This is a genomic window from Vibrio ostreae, from assembly GCF_019226825.1.
Taxonomy (GTDB): domain Bacteria; phylum Pseudomonadota; class Gammaproteobacteria; order Enterobacterales; family Vibrionaceae; genus Vibrio; species Vibrio ostreae.
In genome coordinates, this window is the sequence record NZ_CP076643.1 from 914,643 (window position 1) to 930,597 (window position 15,955).

Genomic DNA, 15,955 nt, shown 5'->3' on the forward strand with positions numbered 1-15,955 from the left:
TCATTGATAAAAACCTCACTTCGGTGAGGTTTTTTTTGTTACCACTTGAAAAAGAATTGTAAATTTGTATTATCGCGGCTAAGAGTGAAAATGATAATAATTAGCACTACGTATTAATCAAAGCAAAACAAGGATGCTTTAATGAAAGTTAAGTCACTTTTAGTCCAATCTATTGCAGCCTCTTTGGCCCTCTCTTCTGCGGCCAGTTTCGCGGCTGTGAGTCAGGACCAGGTCGTTGAACATTACGCAGACGTTGCCCACGCCGTGTTCGCGGATGCTCTGGTTACTGCGAAAAAACTCAATCAGTCAATCGATGCTTTTCTGGCTCAACCGTCACAAGCTCAGCTACAACAAGTCAAACAAGCCTGGTTACAAGCGCGTGTACCATACCAACAATCTGAAGTTTTCCGTTTTGGTAACGCGGTTGTCGACGACTGGGAAGGCCAGCTGAATGCCTGGCCGCTGGATGAGGGGCTGATCGATTACGTAGCGGATGATTATCAGTATGAACTGGGTAACGCGGGCGCAAGCGCTAACATTATTGCCAATAGAAGTCTGACGATTGGCGCGACGACGATGGATGTGGCTGAAATTACCCCTGAGCTGATTGCCAGCCTGAATGAACTGGGTGGTTCAGAGGCGAATGTGGCATCAGGCTATCACGCGATTGAATTCCTGCTGTGGGGACAAGATCTTCATGGCACGCAGCCAGGTGCGGGCGAACGTCCATATACGGATTATGTCCAGGGCAGCGAATGTACTCATGGCAACTGTGACCGTCGTGCGCAATACCTGAAAGCATCCGCTCAACTGCTGGTACAGGATCTGGAGTGGATGGAAAAGCAGTGGTCTGCGGATGAGAAAGGTAACTACCGTCAGGAGCTGCTTGCTGATTCTGCACAAAATGGCCTGCGTAAAATGTTGTTTGGTATGGGTTCGCTTTCACTGGGAGAGTTGGCTGGCGAGCGTATGAAGGTCGCTCTGGAAGCGAACTCTACAGAAGATGAGCATGACTGTTTCTCTGATAACACTCATAACTCTCACTTCTATAACGAGCAGGGTATTTACAACGTTTATACCGGTACTTACGCTCGCGTTGACGGTTCAACGTTAAAAGGTGCGTCAATCTTTGATCTTGTTGCCCAGAAAGACGACAAAGCCGCCAAAGAAATCATGCAGCAGTTTGACGCTGCACGCGATCAGGTTGGTGAGCTGGTGACGTCAGCAGAGAAAAACAATCAACACTTTGATCAACTGATTGCTGCCGATAATCCGCAAGGTAACGCTCTGGTTAATAAAGCCATTGCGTCTTTGGTTGCACAGACCGCATCTATTGAGCGAGCCGCGAACGTGATTGGTATTGATAACCTGAATCCGGACACCGCTGATCACGAGTTCTGAGCCAGTAGTTATAGTTATTGAACCTCTGAATTAACACGACCCAATCGCCCGGGAGTTCACGCCAGTGACTTTTCGGCCGGTTGGGTTTCTCGCTTTGAATAATAAGAGAATAACGGAATGAAATGGGTTTACTCTGCGCTCCTTGTGGGGATAATTTCAGCTCAGGTATGGGCCACTGATGTTGCATCAGGCGGGGCAACCAGTACCCGTAAAGATGGGCAGAATGCCTATTCGATGCCAGCCTCAAATCTCCCGTTATCGAAACGACTCGATTTCAGCGTAGGAAATAGCTTTTTTCGTAACCCCTGGGTGGCCGCGCCATCTTCTACTGAAGCTCGTGACGGTCTCGGACCTCTGTTTAATACCAACGGGTGTCAGAATTGCCACATTAAAGACGGGCGAGGGCATCCCCCTGAACAGGGTGATCAACAAGCGGTATCTATGCTGGTTCGTCTGAGCATTCCGGCGTTGACTGAACAGCAAAAATCGGTTTATCGTCAACAAGGCGTGGTACCCGAACCAACCTATGGTGCGCAACTGCAGGATTTTGCATTGCCTGGCCACAAGGCGGAAGGACAAATTCGTATTACCTATGATGAAGTCTCGATTCAGTTTGCTGACGGGACACCGGTGCTGCTGCGAAAACCGAATCTTGCCATCACCCACCTTGCTTACGGTCCGATGCATCCGGACACTCAGTTTTCCGCCAGAATTGCACCGCCTATGATTGGTCTGGGGTTGCTGGAGAGTATTCCTGACAGTACGTTATTGAGTTGGCAGGATGTTAACGACCATGATAACGATGGCATATCCGGACGGGCGAACAAGGTCTGGGATATCGAGCAGGATAAAACCGTCATCGGTCGTTTTGGCTGGAAAGCCGGACAACCTTCACTGATGCAGCAAAATGCCTCAGCATTTAACGGTGATTTAGGCCTGACCAGCCGCCTGTTTCCTACTGAGAACTGTTCGCCACATCAAGCATTGTGTGCCAGTCTGCCGAATGGCGGTGAACCTGAAGTGAGCGACAATATATTGAATTTTGTCGAGTTTTATTCACGACATCTGGCGGTGCCGGTACGACGTAACGTCGACGACCCTGACGTCTTAGCCGGAGAACAACTGTTTCAAAGTGCAGGCTGCGCAGGTTGTCATAAAACAGAGGTTAAGACGGATAAGCGTCCTGAATTGCCTGCACTATCTGAACAAATCATTCATCCGTATACCGATTTGTTGTTGCATGATATGGGAGAAGGCCTGAGTGATGGCCGGCCGGAGGCACAAGCCCGTGCCAGCGAGTGGCGCACACCGCCGCTGTGGGGGATTGGTTACACTCAGGAAGTGAACGGTCATACCTATTATCTGCACGACGGACGCGCACGTAATTTAATGGAAGCCGTACTATGGCATGGTGGTGAAGCCCTCACTGCACGTGACCAGGTACTGCAGTTTGATCACAAGCAGCGCGCCGCGCTGATCGCATTTTTGAACTCTTTATAGGTGTGAGAATGACATTCAAATCTATAACACCGTTTGCTTTGACACTCCTTGTCTCTGCTTGTCAGAGCACTGGCTTTGGGCAGGGACAACCGCAGCAGACCCATCATATCAGCCAGCCGGTTTACCTGGCCGAGTATCAGGCAGCTTATCGTTTTAAACACCAAGCTGAACAGCTTCAGTCCGCTTTTACTGATTTTTGTGACAATTCTAATCTGTCCGGTGACGCATTAAAGCAGCAGTGGCATAGCACTATGCTGGCCTGGATGGCACTGCAAGGCCAGGAACGTGGCCCGGTAGCAGCACTGGAGCAGAGCTGGAATGTTCAGTTCTGGCCGGATAAAAAGAACACCACAGGCCGTAAGATGCAGAGACTGCTGAAGCAGGACCAGAGCTGGAGCAGCGCCGATATTGCCCGGCAAAGTGTGACTGTGCAGGGGTTGGGTGCGTTGGAATGGGCACTGTATGACAGTCAGTCACCATTGATGTCAGCGCCTGAAAAGGCGTGCCCGGCTGTCACAGCGATCAGTGCAAACCTGGCGACCAAAGCCGCTATCATTGAACAGGCCTGGCAACAAAACCCATGGACGAAAATGGATGAGCCGACCTGGCTGTCGGCGTATATTGCTCTGCTCTCAAATCAGCTTGAGTACAGCATGTCGAAAATGAGCCGTCCGCTGGCCAATATCGGTCAGCCACGTCCGTATTTCTCTGAGTCCTGGCGTTCAAAAACCTCGATGCTCAATCTGAAGGCGAACATTGAAGCGATGCAGACGCTGTATCTGAGCAGCCTGGATGGTGAACTGCGAGCACGCCAACTCAATGCTCTGGCGGATCGGGTCAAAACCCAGTATGCCAACCTGGTCTCGACCTGGCCACAAGATCCGAGTCTATTTGACATGCTGCAAAGCAAAGAGGGCTATCGTGATGTTTTGTCGCAATATAACAAGCTAGAACAATTAAAATATCTGCTGCATGACGAAGTCGCCGTTGAACTGGGCGTTGTAATAGGATTTAACTCAAGTGATGGTGACTGATCAGAATCGTCGTTCGCTGTTAAAAGCGGCATTATTCGGCGCGTGTGCTCCGGTAATGCCACTTGGCTGTGCGAGCCAGCCTGCATCGAAGCCTGCCTTGATTGGCTGCGCAATCAAAGGACGAGATAAGTTCAGTGCTGTGATTGCCGACCGGAATGGGCAAGCGATCAAGCAACTGCCTCTGCCGGGGCGCGGGCATGGCGTCGCCGTACATCCTAAACTCACCCAGGCCACTGCGTTCGCGCGTCGCCCGGGGACATTTCTGATGGTGTTTGATTATCAGAGCGGTGAAATGATTCAGCTGCGTCCGGCAGATGATCAGCGTCACTACTATGGTCACGGGGTGTATTCCAATGGCGGTGAGTGGTTATATGTCACTGAGGGAGAGCGCGGAACCAGTCGCGGCATTATTGGTGTGTACGATGTTGCCCACCAGTACCAGAAAGTTGCCGAGTTTTCCGGTTTCGGAATTGGTCCGCATGAAGTGATTGTGATGCCGGATGATCGTCTGGTGATTGGCGTCGGCGGTGTGCATACCAACGGCCGTGAGCCCCTCAATCTGGACAGCATGCAGCCAAGCCTGACTTACCTGACTCCGAACGGGACGATCCTTGAACAGGTGGCGTTGCCTGACCATCATCTCAGTATTCGCCACCTCGCGCACGATGGCAGTGACACAGTACTGTGCGGCCAGCAATATCGCGGCAAACCAGAGGATTACCCGTCACTGCTGGCAATGCATACCCAGGGAGGGGCGTTAAAACCGTTGCTGGCAGAACCTGAACAGTGGGCTCGTTTTAACCATTACATTGCCAGTATAGCGGCTAACGAACAATGGATTCTGGCGACATCGCCACGCGGAAGCTGTTACGGCATCTGGTCCAAACAAACCGGTGAGCTGGTTGAGCTGGCTGCGTTACCTGATGCATCCGGCGTGGTGGCTTATGGTGATGAATTCCAGGTGAGTTCCGGCTCGGCTTTAGTGATTAACCATCGTTATCCTGAGCGCGCGGTTCAGCATGTCTCAAATGTGCAGTGGGATAATCACTGGTCGCCAATAGCGTAAACCGCAGCACAAGGCAGAAAAAATTCCCAGTGCAGGAATCGTGTGTCAAGGCTGTAACAGGGTAAATGCCCTGGACGTAATGAAAACGACGCAGTTTTAACACACGTCAGAGTTATCATATGCCCATATCTTTTGCCATACTGAAGTATTGGCGGGCGACATGGGCATAATATCATGCAACGTTTAGGCATCCTTTTCTTGTTACTGATTTGTATCAGCACTCCGCTGTCTGCTTCTCCCTATTTCAATAAACTGGGCTGGCTTGAAGAGCCTTCTTCGGTCGAACCACTGTTACAGTTCCCCGCGCAATTAGAACGTATTTACCATGAGAATAATGATCAATTGATCTGGGGGGATATGCGGGATACTCAACATTTTGAACGCCAGCTTGATTTGGTGCGTCTTGCCAATATCAGCCCGTTGTTTGAACGTCAGTTACAAGCCCTCATTCATTATCGCAACCAGGGTAACTGGTTTGAATATGAGCTGCTGGCGACCGATACGCTGATGCTTTACTTAAGTTATGCCGAACAGGCACCACAGCAGGGGGTTAGCTGGTTTTTTGAACAGAAAAAACTGTTGAGTCTGCCTCAGCCAAGCGAGCAGGCATTGCTGGATCTGCATATTGCCATCGGTACGCAAAACATCAGTAGGCTGATTGATCAATACACGCCGTCCGATCCCGCTTATCGACAGCTACTCAGTGCCTACCGTTACCTGAATCAGCAAACGCCATTGATTATGCCGGTCTATGTTCAGGCCGGACTTAAGAAGCCCGGTGATAGTCTCGAGGACCGTAACACGTTGATCACGCGGTTGGCTTTGGTGAATATTGATGTGAGCGAGGTAAGTGACGCTGTCACGTGGTATGACAATACTCTGGTCGAGCCGGTCAAACAGTTTCAGCGTATGCATGGACTGAAAGTGGATGGTTTCATCGGGAGCAACACTCTGAAATGGCTGAATCTCAAGCTGGAGGATCGTTTGGCTTTGCTGGCTATCAATGCGGAGCGGATGCGATTATGGCCAACTGATACTGACACCAGTATTGTGGTCAATGTCCCCGGTTTCGAACTTAAATACTGGCACTCGGGTAAAGAGGTGTTTCAGTCCAAAGTGGTGGTAGGTAAGGTCAGCCGGCCGACCCCCGTGATGAATACCCGGCTTGACTCTCTGATTCTCAATCCGACCTGGAATGTGCCTTATAAAATTATGGTCGAGGATATTTTGCCGCTGGCTAAACGTGACCACACCTATCTCAGCCGGCATCATATTGATATTATTGAGAGCTGGAACTCCAGTCAGAAAATGGACCCGACTCAGATTGACTGGACTAGCGTCAAACCTAAAGCCTTTCCGTATCGTTTACGTCAGCAGTCAGGCAATCAGAACGCGCTGGGTTTGTATAAATTTAATACGCCGAACAAGCGCGCCATTTACTTGCATGATACACCGAGCAAACACCTGTTTAATAATCCGTCCCGCGCGTTCAGCTCCGGTTGTATCAGGGTTGAGCATGCCGATCGTCTGGCTGTGACTTTACTGGAGATGCAGGGAATCAATGATAAAGATTTGATGCAGGAGCAACGGGGAAGTAATCATTCGATCCCGCTTAAAAAACGCATACCTGTGCATATTATCTACCAAACAGTGTGGTACGAGGCCGGAAGCATCCACTATCGGGACGATATTTACCGCTTTGACCGCCTGAAAAATGACAGGGGATGATCCAAATCTAAATTTGCGAAAAAAATGACACAGGGAAAATCCCTTTATTGGTCAAATAGTAAACTTATCTTATGACGTTCTGTGACCAAACTAGCACAAATTATGCATTTGATCTTGTCTGAGGAGTCCGGTAGTTTGCCGGATTATTAAGATCGAATTCCGTAGTTAAAGGTGTTGTTTTGAGTCTGTCACGTCGCGATTTTTTAAAGTTCGCCGGTTCTGGTTTGGTGCTTGCAACCTGTGCTCCGGGCATAGCCCATGCTTCTTATCCCCATAAACCTCGTGTGTTGGCTCTGAATAACCTGCATACCGGTGAATCATTAGAATCTTGTTATTTTAATGGTCAGCGCTATGTGCGTTCTGAGTTACAACGCCTGAATCACATTTGCCGTGATTTCCGCCAGGACGAAACCCATCCGATGGATAAAAATCTGTTCGACCAGATTTCTCGTATTCAGCAATTACTGGGGGTAGAAAGCGAAGTTCAGATTATTTCTGGTTATCGTTCGCCGGTAACTAATGCCATGTTGCGCAATCGCTCTTCCGGTGTGGCGAAAAAAAGCTTCCATATGCTGGGACAGGCAATCGATTTTCGCCTTGATGGTGTGTCACTGAAACAAGTGCATGATGCAGCGTTAAGTCTCAACGCGGGCGGTGTCGGGTACTATCCCAAGAGCCAGTTTGTCCACATAGATACTGGCCCGGTGCGTCGCTGGCAAGGCTCGTAAACGAGGCTCGGAAATTATCCACAATCCGGGGCGCAACTTGTCAAAATGAGGCGGTAATGTCATAGTTCGGGCAACTTATTTTATTGTTTCGAACAAGGTTGCCCATGTCTTTAAAATACCAGATCGTTCCTGTGACGCCTTTTGCGCAAAACTGCTCCATTGTATGGTGTGATGAAACCATGCAGGGGATTGTTGTCGATCCGGGGGGGATGTTCAGCAACTCAAAGCGTTGATTGATGAACTTGGTGTCAAGGTCGAGCAACTGGTGTTGACTCATGGCCACCTAGATCATGTTGGCGGTACTGAACCACTGGCTGACATGCTGGGTGGGGTGGCCATTGTTGGTCCGCATCAGGACGATGATTTCTGGCTGCAAGGGCTGGAAGGTCAGAGCAAGATGTTTGGTTTTCCTCTGACCAAAGCGTTTACGCCGTCTCAGTGGCTGCAGGAAGGGGATACCATCACCTTCGGTAAGCAGGTTCTTGATGTCGTTCATACCCCGGGCCATACCCCGGGCCATGTTGTCTTGTTCAGCAATGAAGCTCGTCTGGCTTTCGTTGGTGATGTACTGTTTAACGGCAGTATCGGACGTACAGACTTTCCGCAAGGTGACTTCAATACCCTGATCAATTCCATCAAAACTAAATTGTGGCCGATGGGTAATGATGTGACTTTTGTCCCCGGTCATGGCCCGATTTCCACCTTTGGTCACGAGCGCGCCAGCAACCCATTTGTTGCGGATGAAATGCCGTTGTACTGATCACATTGAACGGACAGCTTAGTACTCAGACTCCGTTAATGTAGCATTAGGAATCTGCTAATTTTCTGCACTGTGATCAGGTAAAGGTTCTGGCTCGGCCGCGGCAAGATAGCGCCGGGTCAGACCGACAAACGCCTCCGCACTGCGATCCAAATCACTGCTGGCAATAAACACATCATAGCCGTAAAAGCGGCGCTGATAGCACATGCGATTGGCCAGCATCGCCATCAGACCACGATAGATCTTGCCGCCATGTTCGCAAAACGGGCGACTGTCGAGCACCATGTCTTCAAACTGATGATGCTGGTTGTGTTGCCTGGCACCCAGATAAAGCAGTGCCCGCTGCCGGAGCAGGATCTCGGTGGCAATACGCGGGCAAATAGCGTCCAGATACGGCTCGTAGCTTTTGAGTCGTATGCCAATCCAGGGCAGAGGTTGATGCCATCCTTCCTGTTCGTAGCTGCAAATGCCTATCTGGCTGATGTTATTCCACTTTACTACCCAGCCGCCATGAAACAGGTGCTGCTGAAAATGGGTGGGTGTCAGCGTATAACCGATCCAGCTTTTACGGATCAGCCAGTAGCCGCTACCACACAATATGCTCATAGCGATGAGAGACAAAAGGGCTTGTTGCCACCCCGGAGCCAGAATGACCAGAAACAAGGTCGCGACGATGGCAATAAAACCAATCATGCGCAGATAGGGAGAGCGCAGATCAAAATGGTGGTTGGATAAATGAACGGTTTGCATAAGGTTCACGGCAATTGTCTGTTATTTCTCTGTATTTATACTCAGTAGTGCAACAAGGGATCAGTCAGGCGTATGTCTAAATTGTAGCCAATTATGGCCGAATATCGTGTTTTTGTAGCCTAACTTGACCAACACCCTACAAAAGGCTGACGAATTTTGATATAAAACGCGCTTCAAATTTTCACCACTGCGCTTTGTGCAGTGAAATGGAGACATACTCGATGAGACTTGCTCATAAGCGTAACGTGCAGGCTAAACTGCAAAAACGCATTAAAGCGATTGCAGCAAACCTTGCTTCAGCGCCGAAAACAGCAAAGCCTGCAACTGCAAAACCTGTTGTTGAAAAGAAAGCCACGGTTAAGCCAGTGGCTCAACAAGTAGCAGCAGCGAAAAAAGTAGACGTAGCATTAACTCCAAAACAGCAACAGGTGCTGGATATCGTTGCCGCCAATGCTGAAGGCATCAATCCTAAGTCGATTGGTCTGGCAGCAGGTCAGGAAGATACCAAAGCAGCTTCCTGGGCAACCGGCGCTCTGAAAAAACTACTGGACGAAAACCTGGTCGTTAAAGAGCAACTTTCAGGCAACAAAGTTATCTACAAAACGATTTAACGTCATCTGTTTCGGATCACTGTTGTTTGCAAAAAAGCTCCGTGTGTCGGAGCTTTTTTCGTTTTCATTCCTGCCGTTTGTCACAAATTGGCCACTTTTTGCCTGAGTCACCTCCAGACAAACAACTACGTAGTTCTGACCGTCGTTATCCGCATTTTGATTTGTGACTGACCTGTAAAATTAAGCAGATAGACAAAACTTATCATTAATCACTTACGTGGTTCTACTTATCCCTTTCGTTTGAGCCCTCTACAAGCCTGTTAATTACTGCGTAATCACGCTCATTTCATCATCACGTAAGTTATCCCAAAGTAGAGGAGGAGATAAGGCTCACCAGAGCCTTAATAAAAACAAAGGGACGTGAAAATGAGTCTGATTTCAAAATCTGTAAAACGTGTCGTCGCCGGAGTGGTTGCCGTCACTGCCTGTTTTACTCTGTTGACTGCCAATGTAAGCGCGGCTGAAAAAGTGTATCGTCTGAAACTTGCCGAAACCTGGGGGCCAAACTTCCCGGTTTTTGGCGATACCACGAAAAATATGGCTGCCATGGCAGAAAAAATGTCAAATGGTCGTCTGCAGATCCGGATTGATTCCGCCAACAAACATAAAGCGCCATTAGGCGTGTTTGATATGGTCAAATCCGGTCAGTACGACATGGGGCACTCGGCTTCTTATTACTGGAAAGGCAAAGTACCGAATACCCTCTATTTCACGTCCATGCCGTTTGGCATGACCGCGCCTGAACAGTATGCCTGGTTCTACCACGGTGGCGGTATGGAACTGATGCAGAAAGTGTACGCGCCGCATAACATGTTGTCTTTCCCCGGCGGCAATACTGACGTACAGATGGGGGGCTGGTTCCAGAAAGAGATCAACTCAGTAGAGGATTTGCAAGGTCTTAAAATGCGTATCCCTGGTTTTGCCGGGGAAGTGCTGGCAGAACTGGGTGCTAAACCGACTAACATTGCCCCTGGAGAGCTATACACCTCGCTGGAGCGCCGTACTATCGATGCGCTGGAATGGGTAGGTCCTTCACTTGACCTGCGTATGGGATTCCACAAAATTGCACCTTATTACTACACCGGCTGGCATGAGCCGGCGACAGAACTGCAGTTCCTGATTAATAAACGCAGTTGGGAACGCCTGCCTGCTGATTTACAGGAAATTCTGCGTGTTGCAATGCGTGAAGCGGCCTATGACATGTATATCCAGTCTGTACATGAAAGTGGTAAAAACTGGGCGTCCATCACGACTGAATACCCGGATGTGAAGGTAAAAACTTTCCCGCCACAAGTGATTAAAGCGCTGCGCGAGGCCAATGACCGTCTGTTAGCTCAACATGCGGCGGCCGATCCTGAAGCAAAAGAAATTCAGCAATCCCAAGCCAAGTATATGAAGGAAGTTCGTGCCTGGACTGACATTTCAATGCGTGCTTACCTCAATAGCGAACAGTAGAGTCTGGGCTGAAGCATTAACCTGATAATAACAAACCAAGCTCCGTGTTTCACTGATGTCACGGAGCTTATATTCGAGTTTCAGGGAGTTTGAAATGAGAAGTCTGGTCTATATCGAGCGCTTGTTTAATCGTATCAGCGATTTCTGGGGATGGGTCTCCAGTATTCTGTTTATTCTGCTGGTGCTCAACGTCGTGTACGACGTTGTGATGCGTTATGTGTTTAATGATGTGTCGATCGCTTTTCAGGAGCTGGAATGGCATCTGTTTTCTGCCGTTTTTCTGCTGGGTATTCCTTATACCGTGAAAGCGGGCGGTCATGTTCGGGTCGATATTATTTATGAGCGGCTATCGTATAAAGCTCAGGCCGTGGTCGATATTGCAGGCACCTTACTGTTTTTACTTCCGTTTTGCCTGCTGGTGGCTTACTTCGGTATTGATTTCGCCAAAGAAAGCTTTGAACTGGGGGGAAACCTCAGGTGATCCGGGCGGGTTACCGTATCGATGGATCATCAAAGCCATCATCCCGCTGTCCTTTCTGTTTATGGCGATCAGTGGCCTCGGGCTGATACTTCACTCCGTGAATAAATTTGCCAACCCTCGTCTGTTATCCGCTGGCAACACTGACTCGAAGTAAAGGATGACCTTATGATTGGTATTGTGATGTTTTTTGTGGCGCTGTTTGCGTTGCTGATCGGATTCCCTGTTGCGTTTACCTTTGGCGGCATTGCGTTAATTTTTGGTGTGTGGGCGGAAGGGATCGATATGTTCGCGTTCATGCCATATCGTATCCAGTCTATTATGGAAAACACGGTTCTGATGGCGGTGCCGCTGTTTGTCTTCATGGGATTGGTTTTGCAAAAAACCAAGCTTGCAGAGCAACTGCTGGAGTCGATGGGGCGCCTGTTTGGCGGTGTTCGTGGTGGTATCGCTATTTCGACGGTATTGGTTGGTGCTCTGTTGGCTGCATCCACTGGTGTGGTAGGTGCGTCGGTGGTGGCAATGGGGCTGATCTCACTGCCGGTGATGCTGAAATACAATTACGATAAAGGCCTGGCGTGCGGCACTATCTGTGCCTCCGGGACATTGGGGCAAATTATCCCGCCATCCATTGTCTTGATCCTGCTCGGTGATGTACTCGGTGTACCGGTCGGTGACCTGTTTCAGGCGGCCCTGTGGCCTGGTTTAGTGCTGGTGGGCGCTTATGTTCTGTATATCCTGATTTACGCGAAGCTGAATCCGCTCGCCGCTCAGCCGATAGAACGCGACAGCAGTAAAAGCCGTTCAGAGGAAGTCATAGAGGCATTGAAAGCCGTTGTTCCGCCTCTTGCTCTGATCATTGTTGTACTCGGGTCGATATTTGCCGGTGTGGCGACTCCGACTGAATCGGCTGCTTTAGGGGGAGCGGGTGCACTGCTGCTGGCGTTAGCCTACCGTCAGTTCAGCTGGAAGATGGTCTATGCTGCATCGAAGGAAACGGTGAAAGTGACCGCCATGGTGTTTGCTATTTTGATTGGTGCAACGGCCTTCTCCATGGCGTTTACCTACACCGGCGGTGACTTATTGGTAGAAGAGTGGATGCTGGCGATTCCGGGCGAAAAATGGGGATTCCTTGTTGTGACCATGCTGGTAATTCTGGTGCTGGGGTTTTTCATCGATTTCGTCGAGATCTGTTTTATCATTGTCCCTATCATTGCTCCGGTTGCCAGTCTGCTCGATATTGATATGACCTGGTTTGCCATTTTGATTGCGATGAACCTGCAGACTTCATTTCTGACACCACCATTCGGTTTCAGCCTGTTCTACCTCAAAGGTGTCGCGCCCAAAACAGTAACAACCGTTGATATCTATCGTGGTGTCGTTCCCTTTATCGCGATTCAAATTGTGGTTTTGGCTTCTTTGCTGGTTTTCCCTGGGTTTTATGGAATGTGATCGGATTCGAGGTTGTTACTTCCTTATTTCTTAAGTTGAAAACAAATTGATAAAGTAGGGCGGCTTGCTGATATGCAGTGAGCCGCTTTTATATTTGGGGAAACGGATGCCTCTTAAAGCCAAATTGATATTATTGACACTGTTACCTCTGCTGTTGGTGACGGCAAGTATCAGCTGGATCTCGATACATCAGGCCAAACGCCTTGGTGAAAGGGAGGTGGAGAGTTTCCGCGCGAATCTGATTAAAGCGCGTGAAACGGCTCTTAAAGACAGTGTCGATTTGGCATTGGACTCTATTAGTCTGGTGTACAACGATCCCCAGTTGTCACAGCAAGATGCACAGGACAGGGTAAAGCAGATCCTCACCCGTTTGCGTTACGGCGCAGACGGATACTTTTTTGTTTACGACCAACATGGCGTCAATCTGGTGCATCCCATTCAATCGGAGCTGATTGGTCGCGATTTACTGAAACTTCAGGATAGTGAAGGTGACTACCTGATTGAGGCGTTGCTGTTTCAAGCGCAGTCAGGTGGTGGATTTCATCAGTATCTGTGGCAGAAACCATCCAGTGGCGAGATTGTTCCCAAGCTGAGTTATGTTGAGTGGCTGGACAAATGGGGCTGGATGGTTGGCACTGGGCTGTATATCGAAGATGTCAGTCAGGAAGTGGCTGCCATGCAGGCCACGATAAATAACAATATCGATACCACCTTCTTTTCAGTGGTTGTCATTCTGGTGGTCACGGTCGCAGTCATTATCGTACTGACATTGGCTATTAATTTGCACGAGCATCGTCTGGCCGATAAAAACCTCAAAGAACTGGCGCATCAAACCGTCATGTTTCAGGAAGATGAGAAAAAACATCTCGCGCGGGAACTGCATGATGGCATCAACCAACTGCTGGTCTCGAGCAAATGTCATCTGGAGCTGCTGAGTTATAAGCTGAAAGATGACGTACTGGCCCGGCATGCCGAGAAAGCGCAGCAATCCTTGATGACCGCGATTAATGAGGTACGCAGAATCTCGCACAATCTGCGTCCTAGTGCGTTAGATGATATCGGTCTCCAGGCTGCGATCGTCACCTTGCTTGATGATTTTCAGTCGCATTCCGGCATTCAGGCCGAAAGTCTGTTTGATACTCCGCCTGGTTATAAACTCAAATCTGAGGTGTCCACCACCTTATATCGAGTGGTGCAGGAATCGCTGAATAATATTGAAAAACACGCGCGGGCGAAGCATGTCAGTGTGATCGTGCAGCAAATGGGGAGCATGCTGCAACTGATTATTCGTGACGATGGCGTCGGTTTTCATCTCAAGGGAGCGTTGGCGAAAAGTGGAATCGGGTTACGCAACATGCAAGAGCGGGTCGAGTTTCTCGGCGGTGATCTGGAACTGATGAGTGAGCCCGGATTCGGTACCGAAATTACAGTTCTGCTGCAACTGGATGGATCAATGTATGGAAAAGCCAATTAGAGTCGTGATTGTGGATGACCATCAGGTCGTCCTCGAAGGTTTTATGGCCCGTCTTGAAATGGAGCCGGAAATAGAGGTCGTTGCAACGGCAGGAAACGGGGTTGAAGCACTAGAAGTGGTGAAGCAGCATCGACCGGATGTGATTCTGATGGACGTCAGCATGCCGATTATGAACGGTATTGATGCGACCCGTCTGATTAAGGAAGCGGTCCCCGATGCTAAAGTTTTGATGCTGACGATGCACGATAACCGTGAATACATCATGAAAGTGATGCAGGCTGGTGCAGTGGGCTATATGCTTAAGGAAATTTCAGCTGAAAAAATGGTTCAGGCGATTAGAACCGTGAATCTTGGCTCAACTTACTTTTGCGAATCCGCGACCCAGACGTTATTTACGCAGGATGTGGAACCTGTGGCGCTAAAGCCGAATCCGCTCAGTCGCAGAGAAGAGGCGGTATTGAAGCTTGTCGCACAGGGCCACAGCAGTAAGAAAATCGCGTCCCTGCTTAGTATCAGCTACCGAACGGTCGAGACGCATCGTCAGAACATCAAGCACAAATTAGATATTCACAGTACCGCTGAACTGGCCCAATACGCTGTTCAGCATGGGTTGCTGGAATAAACTGTACTATGGTTAACAAACAAAGGGTTAACAAACAAAGGCTGGATGTGGCAAACCTTTTGCATTATCTCGATATAAGAACAACGGATTACGTTTGCAATCCGTTGATTAGGCGAAAGTAGTATGGATTCAAACGATTTATTCAGCTTTAGTAATACTGCCGATTTCCAGCATGGGTGCCACATCGTAGTTTTCGGCATTCATCATTGAGGATAAACGCTGAACTGAAGAAAGCAGGAGGCTCTGTTCCCAGTCTTCCAGTTTTTGGAATCGCTCAACAAAGTCTTGCTGCAGTGGCTGAGGTGCATCTGCAAGCAGCTTAAGGCCTTCGTCGGTCAGGTGCGCATGGACTTTACGCTTGTCAGAGACACTGCGAATGCGCTGTACATAACCATTACGTTCGAGGCGATCAAGGATAGTCGTCGCTGTTGCCTGACTCATATTGGTATGCTTGGACAGTTCACGAATGGTGACTTCACCCAACTCCTGAATTGATCGCATTAAAATCAACTGAGGACCAGTCAATCCAGCGTTTTTGCTAAGCTTTTTAGAGTGCAGGTCAATGGCTCGGATGATCTGGCGAATGGCAACCAGTACTTCTTCATGTCTTTCCAAAATGTTCATCCACGACTTATAGGAGAATTTAGGCGCGACGATACATTAGTTGAAGCGCGATGAAAAGTGTTGACATCATACTTTTTTTACAGGGATTTTAGACGCTTTTTATGTATCTAAAACGACATAAAATGTTTTGTACACGAAGTACATGCTTGTTCTTTTTGAACAAAAAGTCTACGCTCGTTAACGAATTTAAGTAAAAACTGGTTACAAAACAATCTTTGGGTAGATTTGAGATCAATGGTGTGTAAACTGTAAGTCAAGTGTTGTATCGGACA

General features: G+C 48.9%; 13 protein-coding genes and 2 pseudogenes. 13 read left to right on the forward strand and 2 right to left on the reverse strand.

Annotated elements, in window-relative coordinates; all coding sequences use genetic code 11:
* Positions 1-141: 141 nt before the first annotated feature.
* The 7 genes and pseudogenes from KNV97_RS10280 (at position 142) to KNV97_RS10310 (ending at position 8,217) form a co-directional block, all read left to right on the forward strand.
* Positions 142-1,401, forward strand: coding sequence for an imelysin family protein (locus tag KNV97_RS10280; RefSeq protein WP_136484847.1), 1,260 nt, complete (start codon positions 142-144; stop codon positions 1,399-1,401).
* 117 nt (positions 1,402-1,518) lie between these two features.
* Positions 1,519-2,901 carry a di-heme oxidoreductase family protein gene (locus KNV97_RS10285; RefSeq protein ID WP_136484849.1) on the forward strand — a complete coding sequence of 461 codons (1,383 nt, stop codon included), beginning with the start codon at positions 1,519-1,521 and terminating at the stop codon, positions 2,899-2,901.
* Between the two features lie 8 nt (positions 2,902-2,909).
* Complete coding sequence (locus tag KNV97_RS10290; RefSeq protein ID WP_136484851.1) at positions 2,910-3,935, forward strand: imelysin family protein; 1,026 nt, start codon at positions 2,910-2,912, stop codon at positions 3,933-3,935.
* Positions 3,925-5,001, forward strand: coding sequence for a DUF1513 domain-containing protein (locus KNV97_RS10295; protein ID WP_136485000.1), 1,077 nt, complete (start codon positions 3,925-3,927; stop codon positions 4,999-5,001). Before KNV97_RS10290 ends, KNV97_RS10295 begins: the two co-directional genes overlap by 11 nt.
* Positions 5,002-5,175: 174 nt before the next feature.
* Positions 5,176-6,729 (forward strand): L,D-transpeptidase family protein, encoded by a 1,554-nt coding sequence (locus KNV97_RS10300; RefSeq protein ID WP_136484853.1) that lies wholly within the window; start codon positions 5,176-5,178, stop codon positions 6,727-6,729.
* Between the two features lie 179 nt (positions 6,730-6,908).
* Positions 6,909-7,457, forward strand: a complete 549-nt coding sequence (locus tag KNV97_RS10305; protein ID WP_136484856.1) for a YcbK family protein — start codon at positions 6,909-6,911, stop codon at positions 7,455-7,457.
* A gap of 104 nt (positions 7,458-7,561) precedes the next feature.
* Positions 7,562-8,217: pseudogene (locus tag KNV97_RS10310) on the forward strand (MBL fold metallo-hydrolase).
* A 57-nt stretch (positions 8,218-8,274) separates the two neighbouring features.
* Here the strand turns inward: KNV97_RS10310 and KNV97_RS10315 are convergent.
* Entirely contained in the window at positions 8,275-8,967 is a 693-nt protein-coding gene (locus KNV97_RS10315; protein WP_136484860.1) for a DUF2982 domain-containing protein, read from the reverse strand.
* A 221-nt stretch (positions 8,968-9,188) separates the two neighbouring features.
* Between KNV97_RS10315 and KNV97_RS10320 the strand changes: the two genes are divergently transcribed.
* From KNV97_RS10320 to KNV97_RS10345, 6 genes and pseudogenes are all read left to right on the forward strand, one after another.
* Positions 9,189-9,578 carry a MarR family transcriptional regulator gene (locus tag KNV97_RS10320; RefSeq protein ID WP_136484862.1) on the forward strand — a complete coding sequence of 130 codons (390 nt, stop codon included), beginning with the start codon at positions 9,189-9,191 and terminating at the stop codon, positions 9,576-9,578.
* Positions 9,579-9,944: 366 nt separating this feature from the next.
* Entirely contained in the window at positions 9,945-11,033 is a 1,089-nt protein-coding gene (locus KNV97_RS10325) for a TRAP transporter substrate-binding protein (protein WP_136484864.1), read from the forward strand.
* A 94-nt stretch (positions 11,034-11,127) separates the two neighbouring features.
* Positions 11,128-11,668 (forward strand): annotated as a pseudogene (locus tag KNV97_RS10330) (TRAP transporter small permease subunit).
* 11 nt (positions 11,669-11,679) lie between these two features.
* On the forward strand, positions 11,680-12,963 hold the full coding sequence (locus KNV97_RS10335; protein ID WP_136484868.1) for a TRAP transporter large permease: 1,284 nt from the start codon (positions 11,680-11,682) through the stop codon (positions 12,961-12,963).
* Between the two features lie 106 nt (positions 12,964-13,069).
* A complete protein-coding gene (locus KNV97_RS10340) occupies positions 13,070-14,437 on the forward strand; it encodes a cache domain-containing protein (protein ID WP_136484870.1) in 1,368 nt (455 codons plus the stop codon).
* Complete coding sequence (locus KNV97_RS10345) at positions 14,421-15,059, forward strand: response regulator transcription factor (RefSeq protein ID WP_168797009.1); 639 nt, start codon at positions 14,421-14,423, stop codon at positions 15,057-15,059. Before KNV97_RS10340 ends, KNV97_RS10345 begins: the two co-directional genes overlap by 17 nt.
* Before the next feature lie 138 nt (positions 15,060-15,197).
* On the opposite strand, the gene KNV97_RS10350 is transcribed toward KNV97_RS10345, so the two are convergent.
* Positions 15,198-15,674 carry a MarR family winged helix-turn-helix transcriptional regulator gene (locus KNV97_RS10350; RefSeq protein ID WP_136484875.1) on the reverse strand — a complete coding sequence of 159 codons (477 nt, stop codon included), beginning with the start codon at positions 15,672-15,674 and terminating at the stop codon, positions 15,198-15,200.
* Between the last annotated feature and the right edge of the window lie 281 nt (positions 15,675-15,955).

Excerpts from the sequence above, each read along its gene's own strand:
- KNV97_RS10280 (WP_136484847.1), top strand. The coding sequence starts at position 142 with ATGAAAGTTAAGTCACTTTTAGTCCAATCTATTGCAGCCTCTTTGGCC.
- KNV97_RS10285 (WP_136484849.1), top strand. The coding sequence starts at position 1,519 with ATGAAATGGGTTTACTCTGCGCTCCTTGTGGGGATAATTTCAGCTCAG.
- KNV97_RS10290 (WP_136484851.1), top strand. The coding sequence starts at position 2,910 with ATGACATTCAAATCTATAACACCGTTTGCTTTGACACTCCTTGTCTCT.
- KNV97_RS10295 (WP_136485000.1), top strand. The coding sequence starts at position 3,925 with ATGGTGACTGATCAGAATCGTCGTTCGCTGTTAAAAGCGGCATTATTC.
- KNV97_RS10300 (WP_136484853.1), top strand. The coding sequence starts at position 5,176 with ATGCAACGTTTAGGCATCCTTTTCTTGTTACTGATTTGTATCAGCACT.
- KNV97_RS10315 (WP_136484860.1), bottom strand. The coding sequence starts at position 8,967 with ATGCAAACCGTTCATTTATCCAACCACCATTTTGATCTGCGCTCTCCC.
- KNV97_RS10320 (WP_136484862.1), top strand. The coding sequence starts at position 9,189 with ATGAGACTTGCTCATAAGCGTAACGTGCAGGCTAAACTGCAAAAACGC.
- KNV97_RS10325 (WP_136484864.1), top strand. The coding sequence starts at position 9,945 with ATGAGTCTGATTTCAAAATCTGTAAAACGTGTCGTCGCCGGAGTGGTT.
- KNV97_RS10335 (WP_136484868.1), top strand. The coding sequence starts at position 11,680 with ATGATTGGTATTGTGATGTTTTTTGTGGCGCTGTTTGCGTTGCTGATC.
- KNV97_RS10340 (WP_136484870.1), top strand. The coding sequence starts at position 13,070 with ATGCCTCTTAAAGCCAAATTGATATTATTGACACTGTTACCTCTGCTG.
- KNV97_RS10345 (WP_168797009.1), top strand. The coding sequence starts at position 14,421 with ATGGAAAAGCCAATTAGAGTCGTGATTGTGGATGACCATCAGGTCGTC.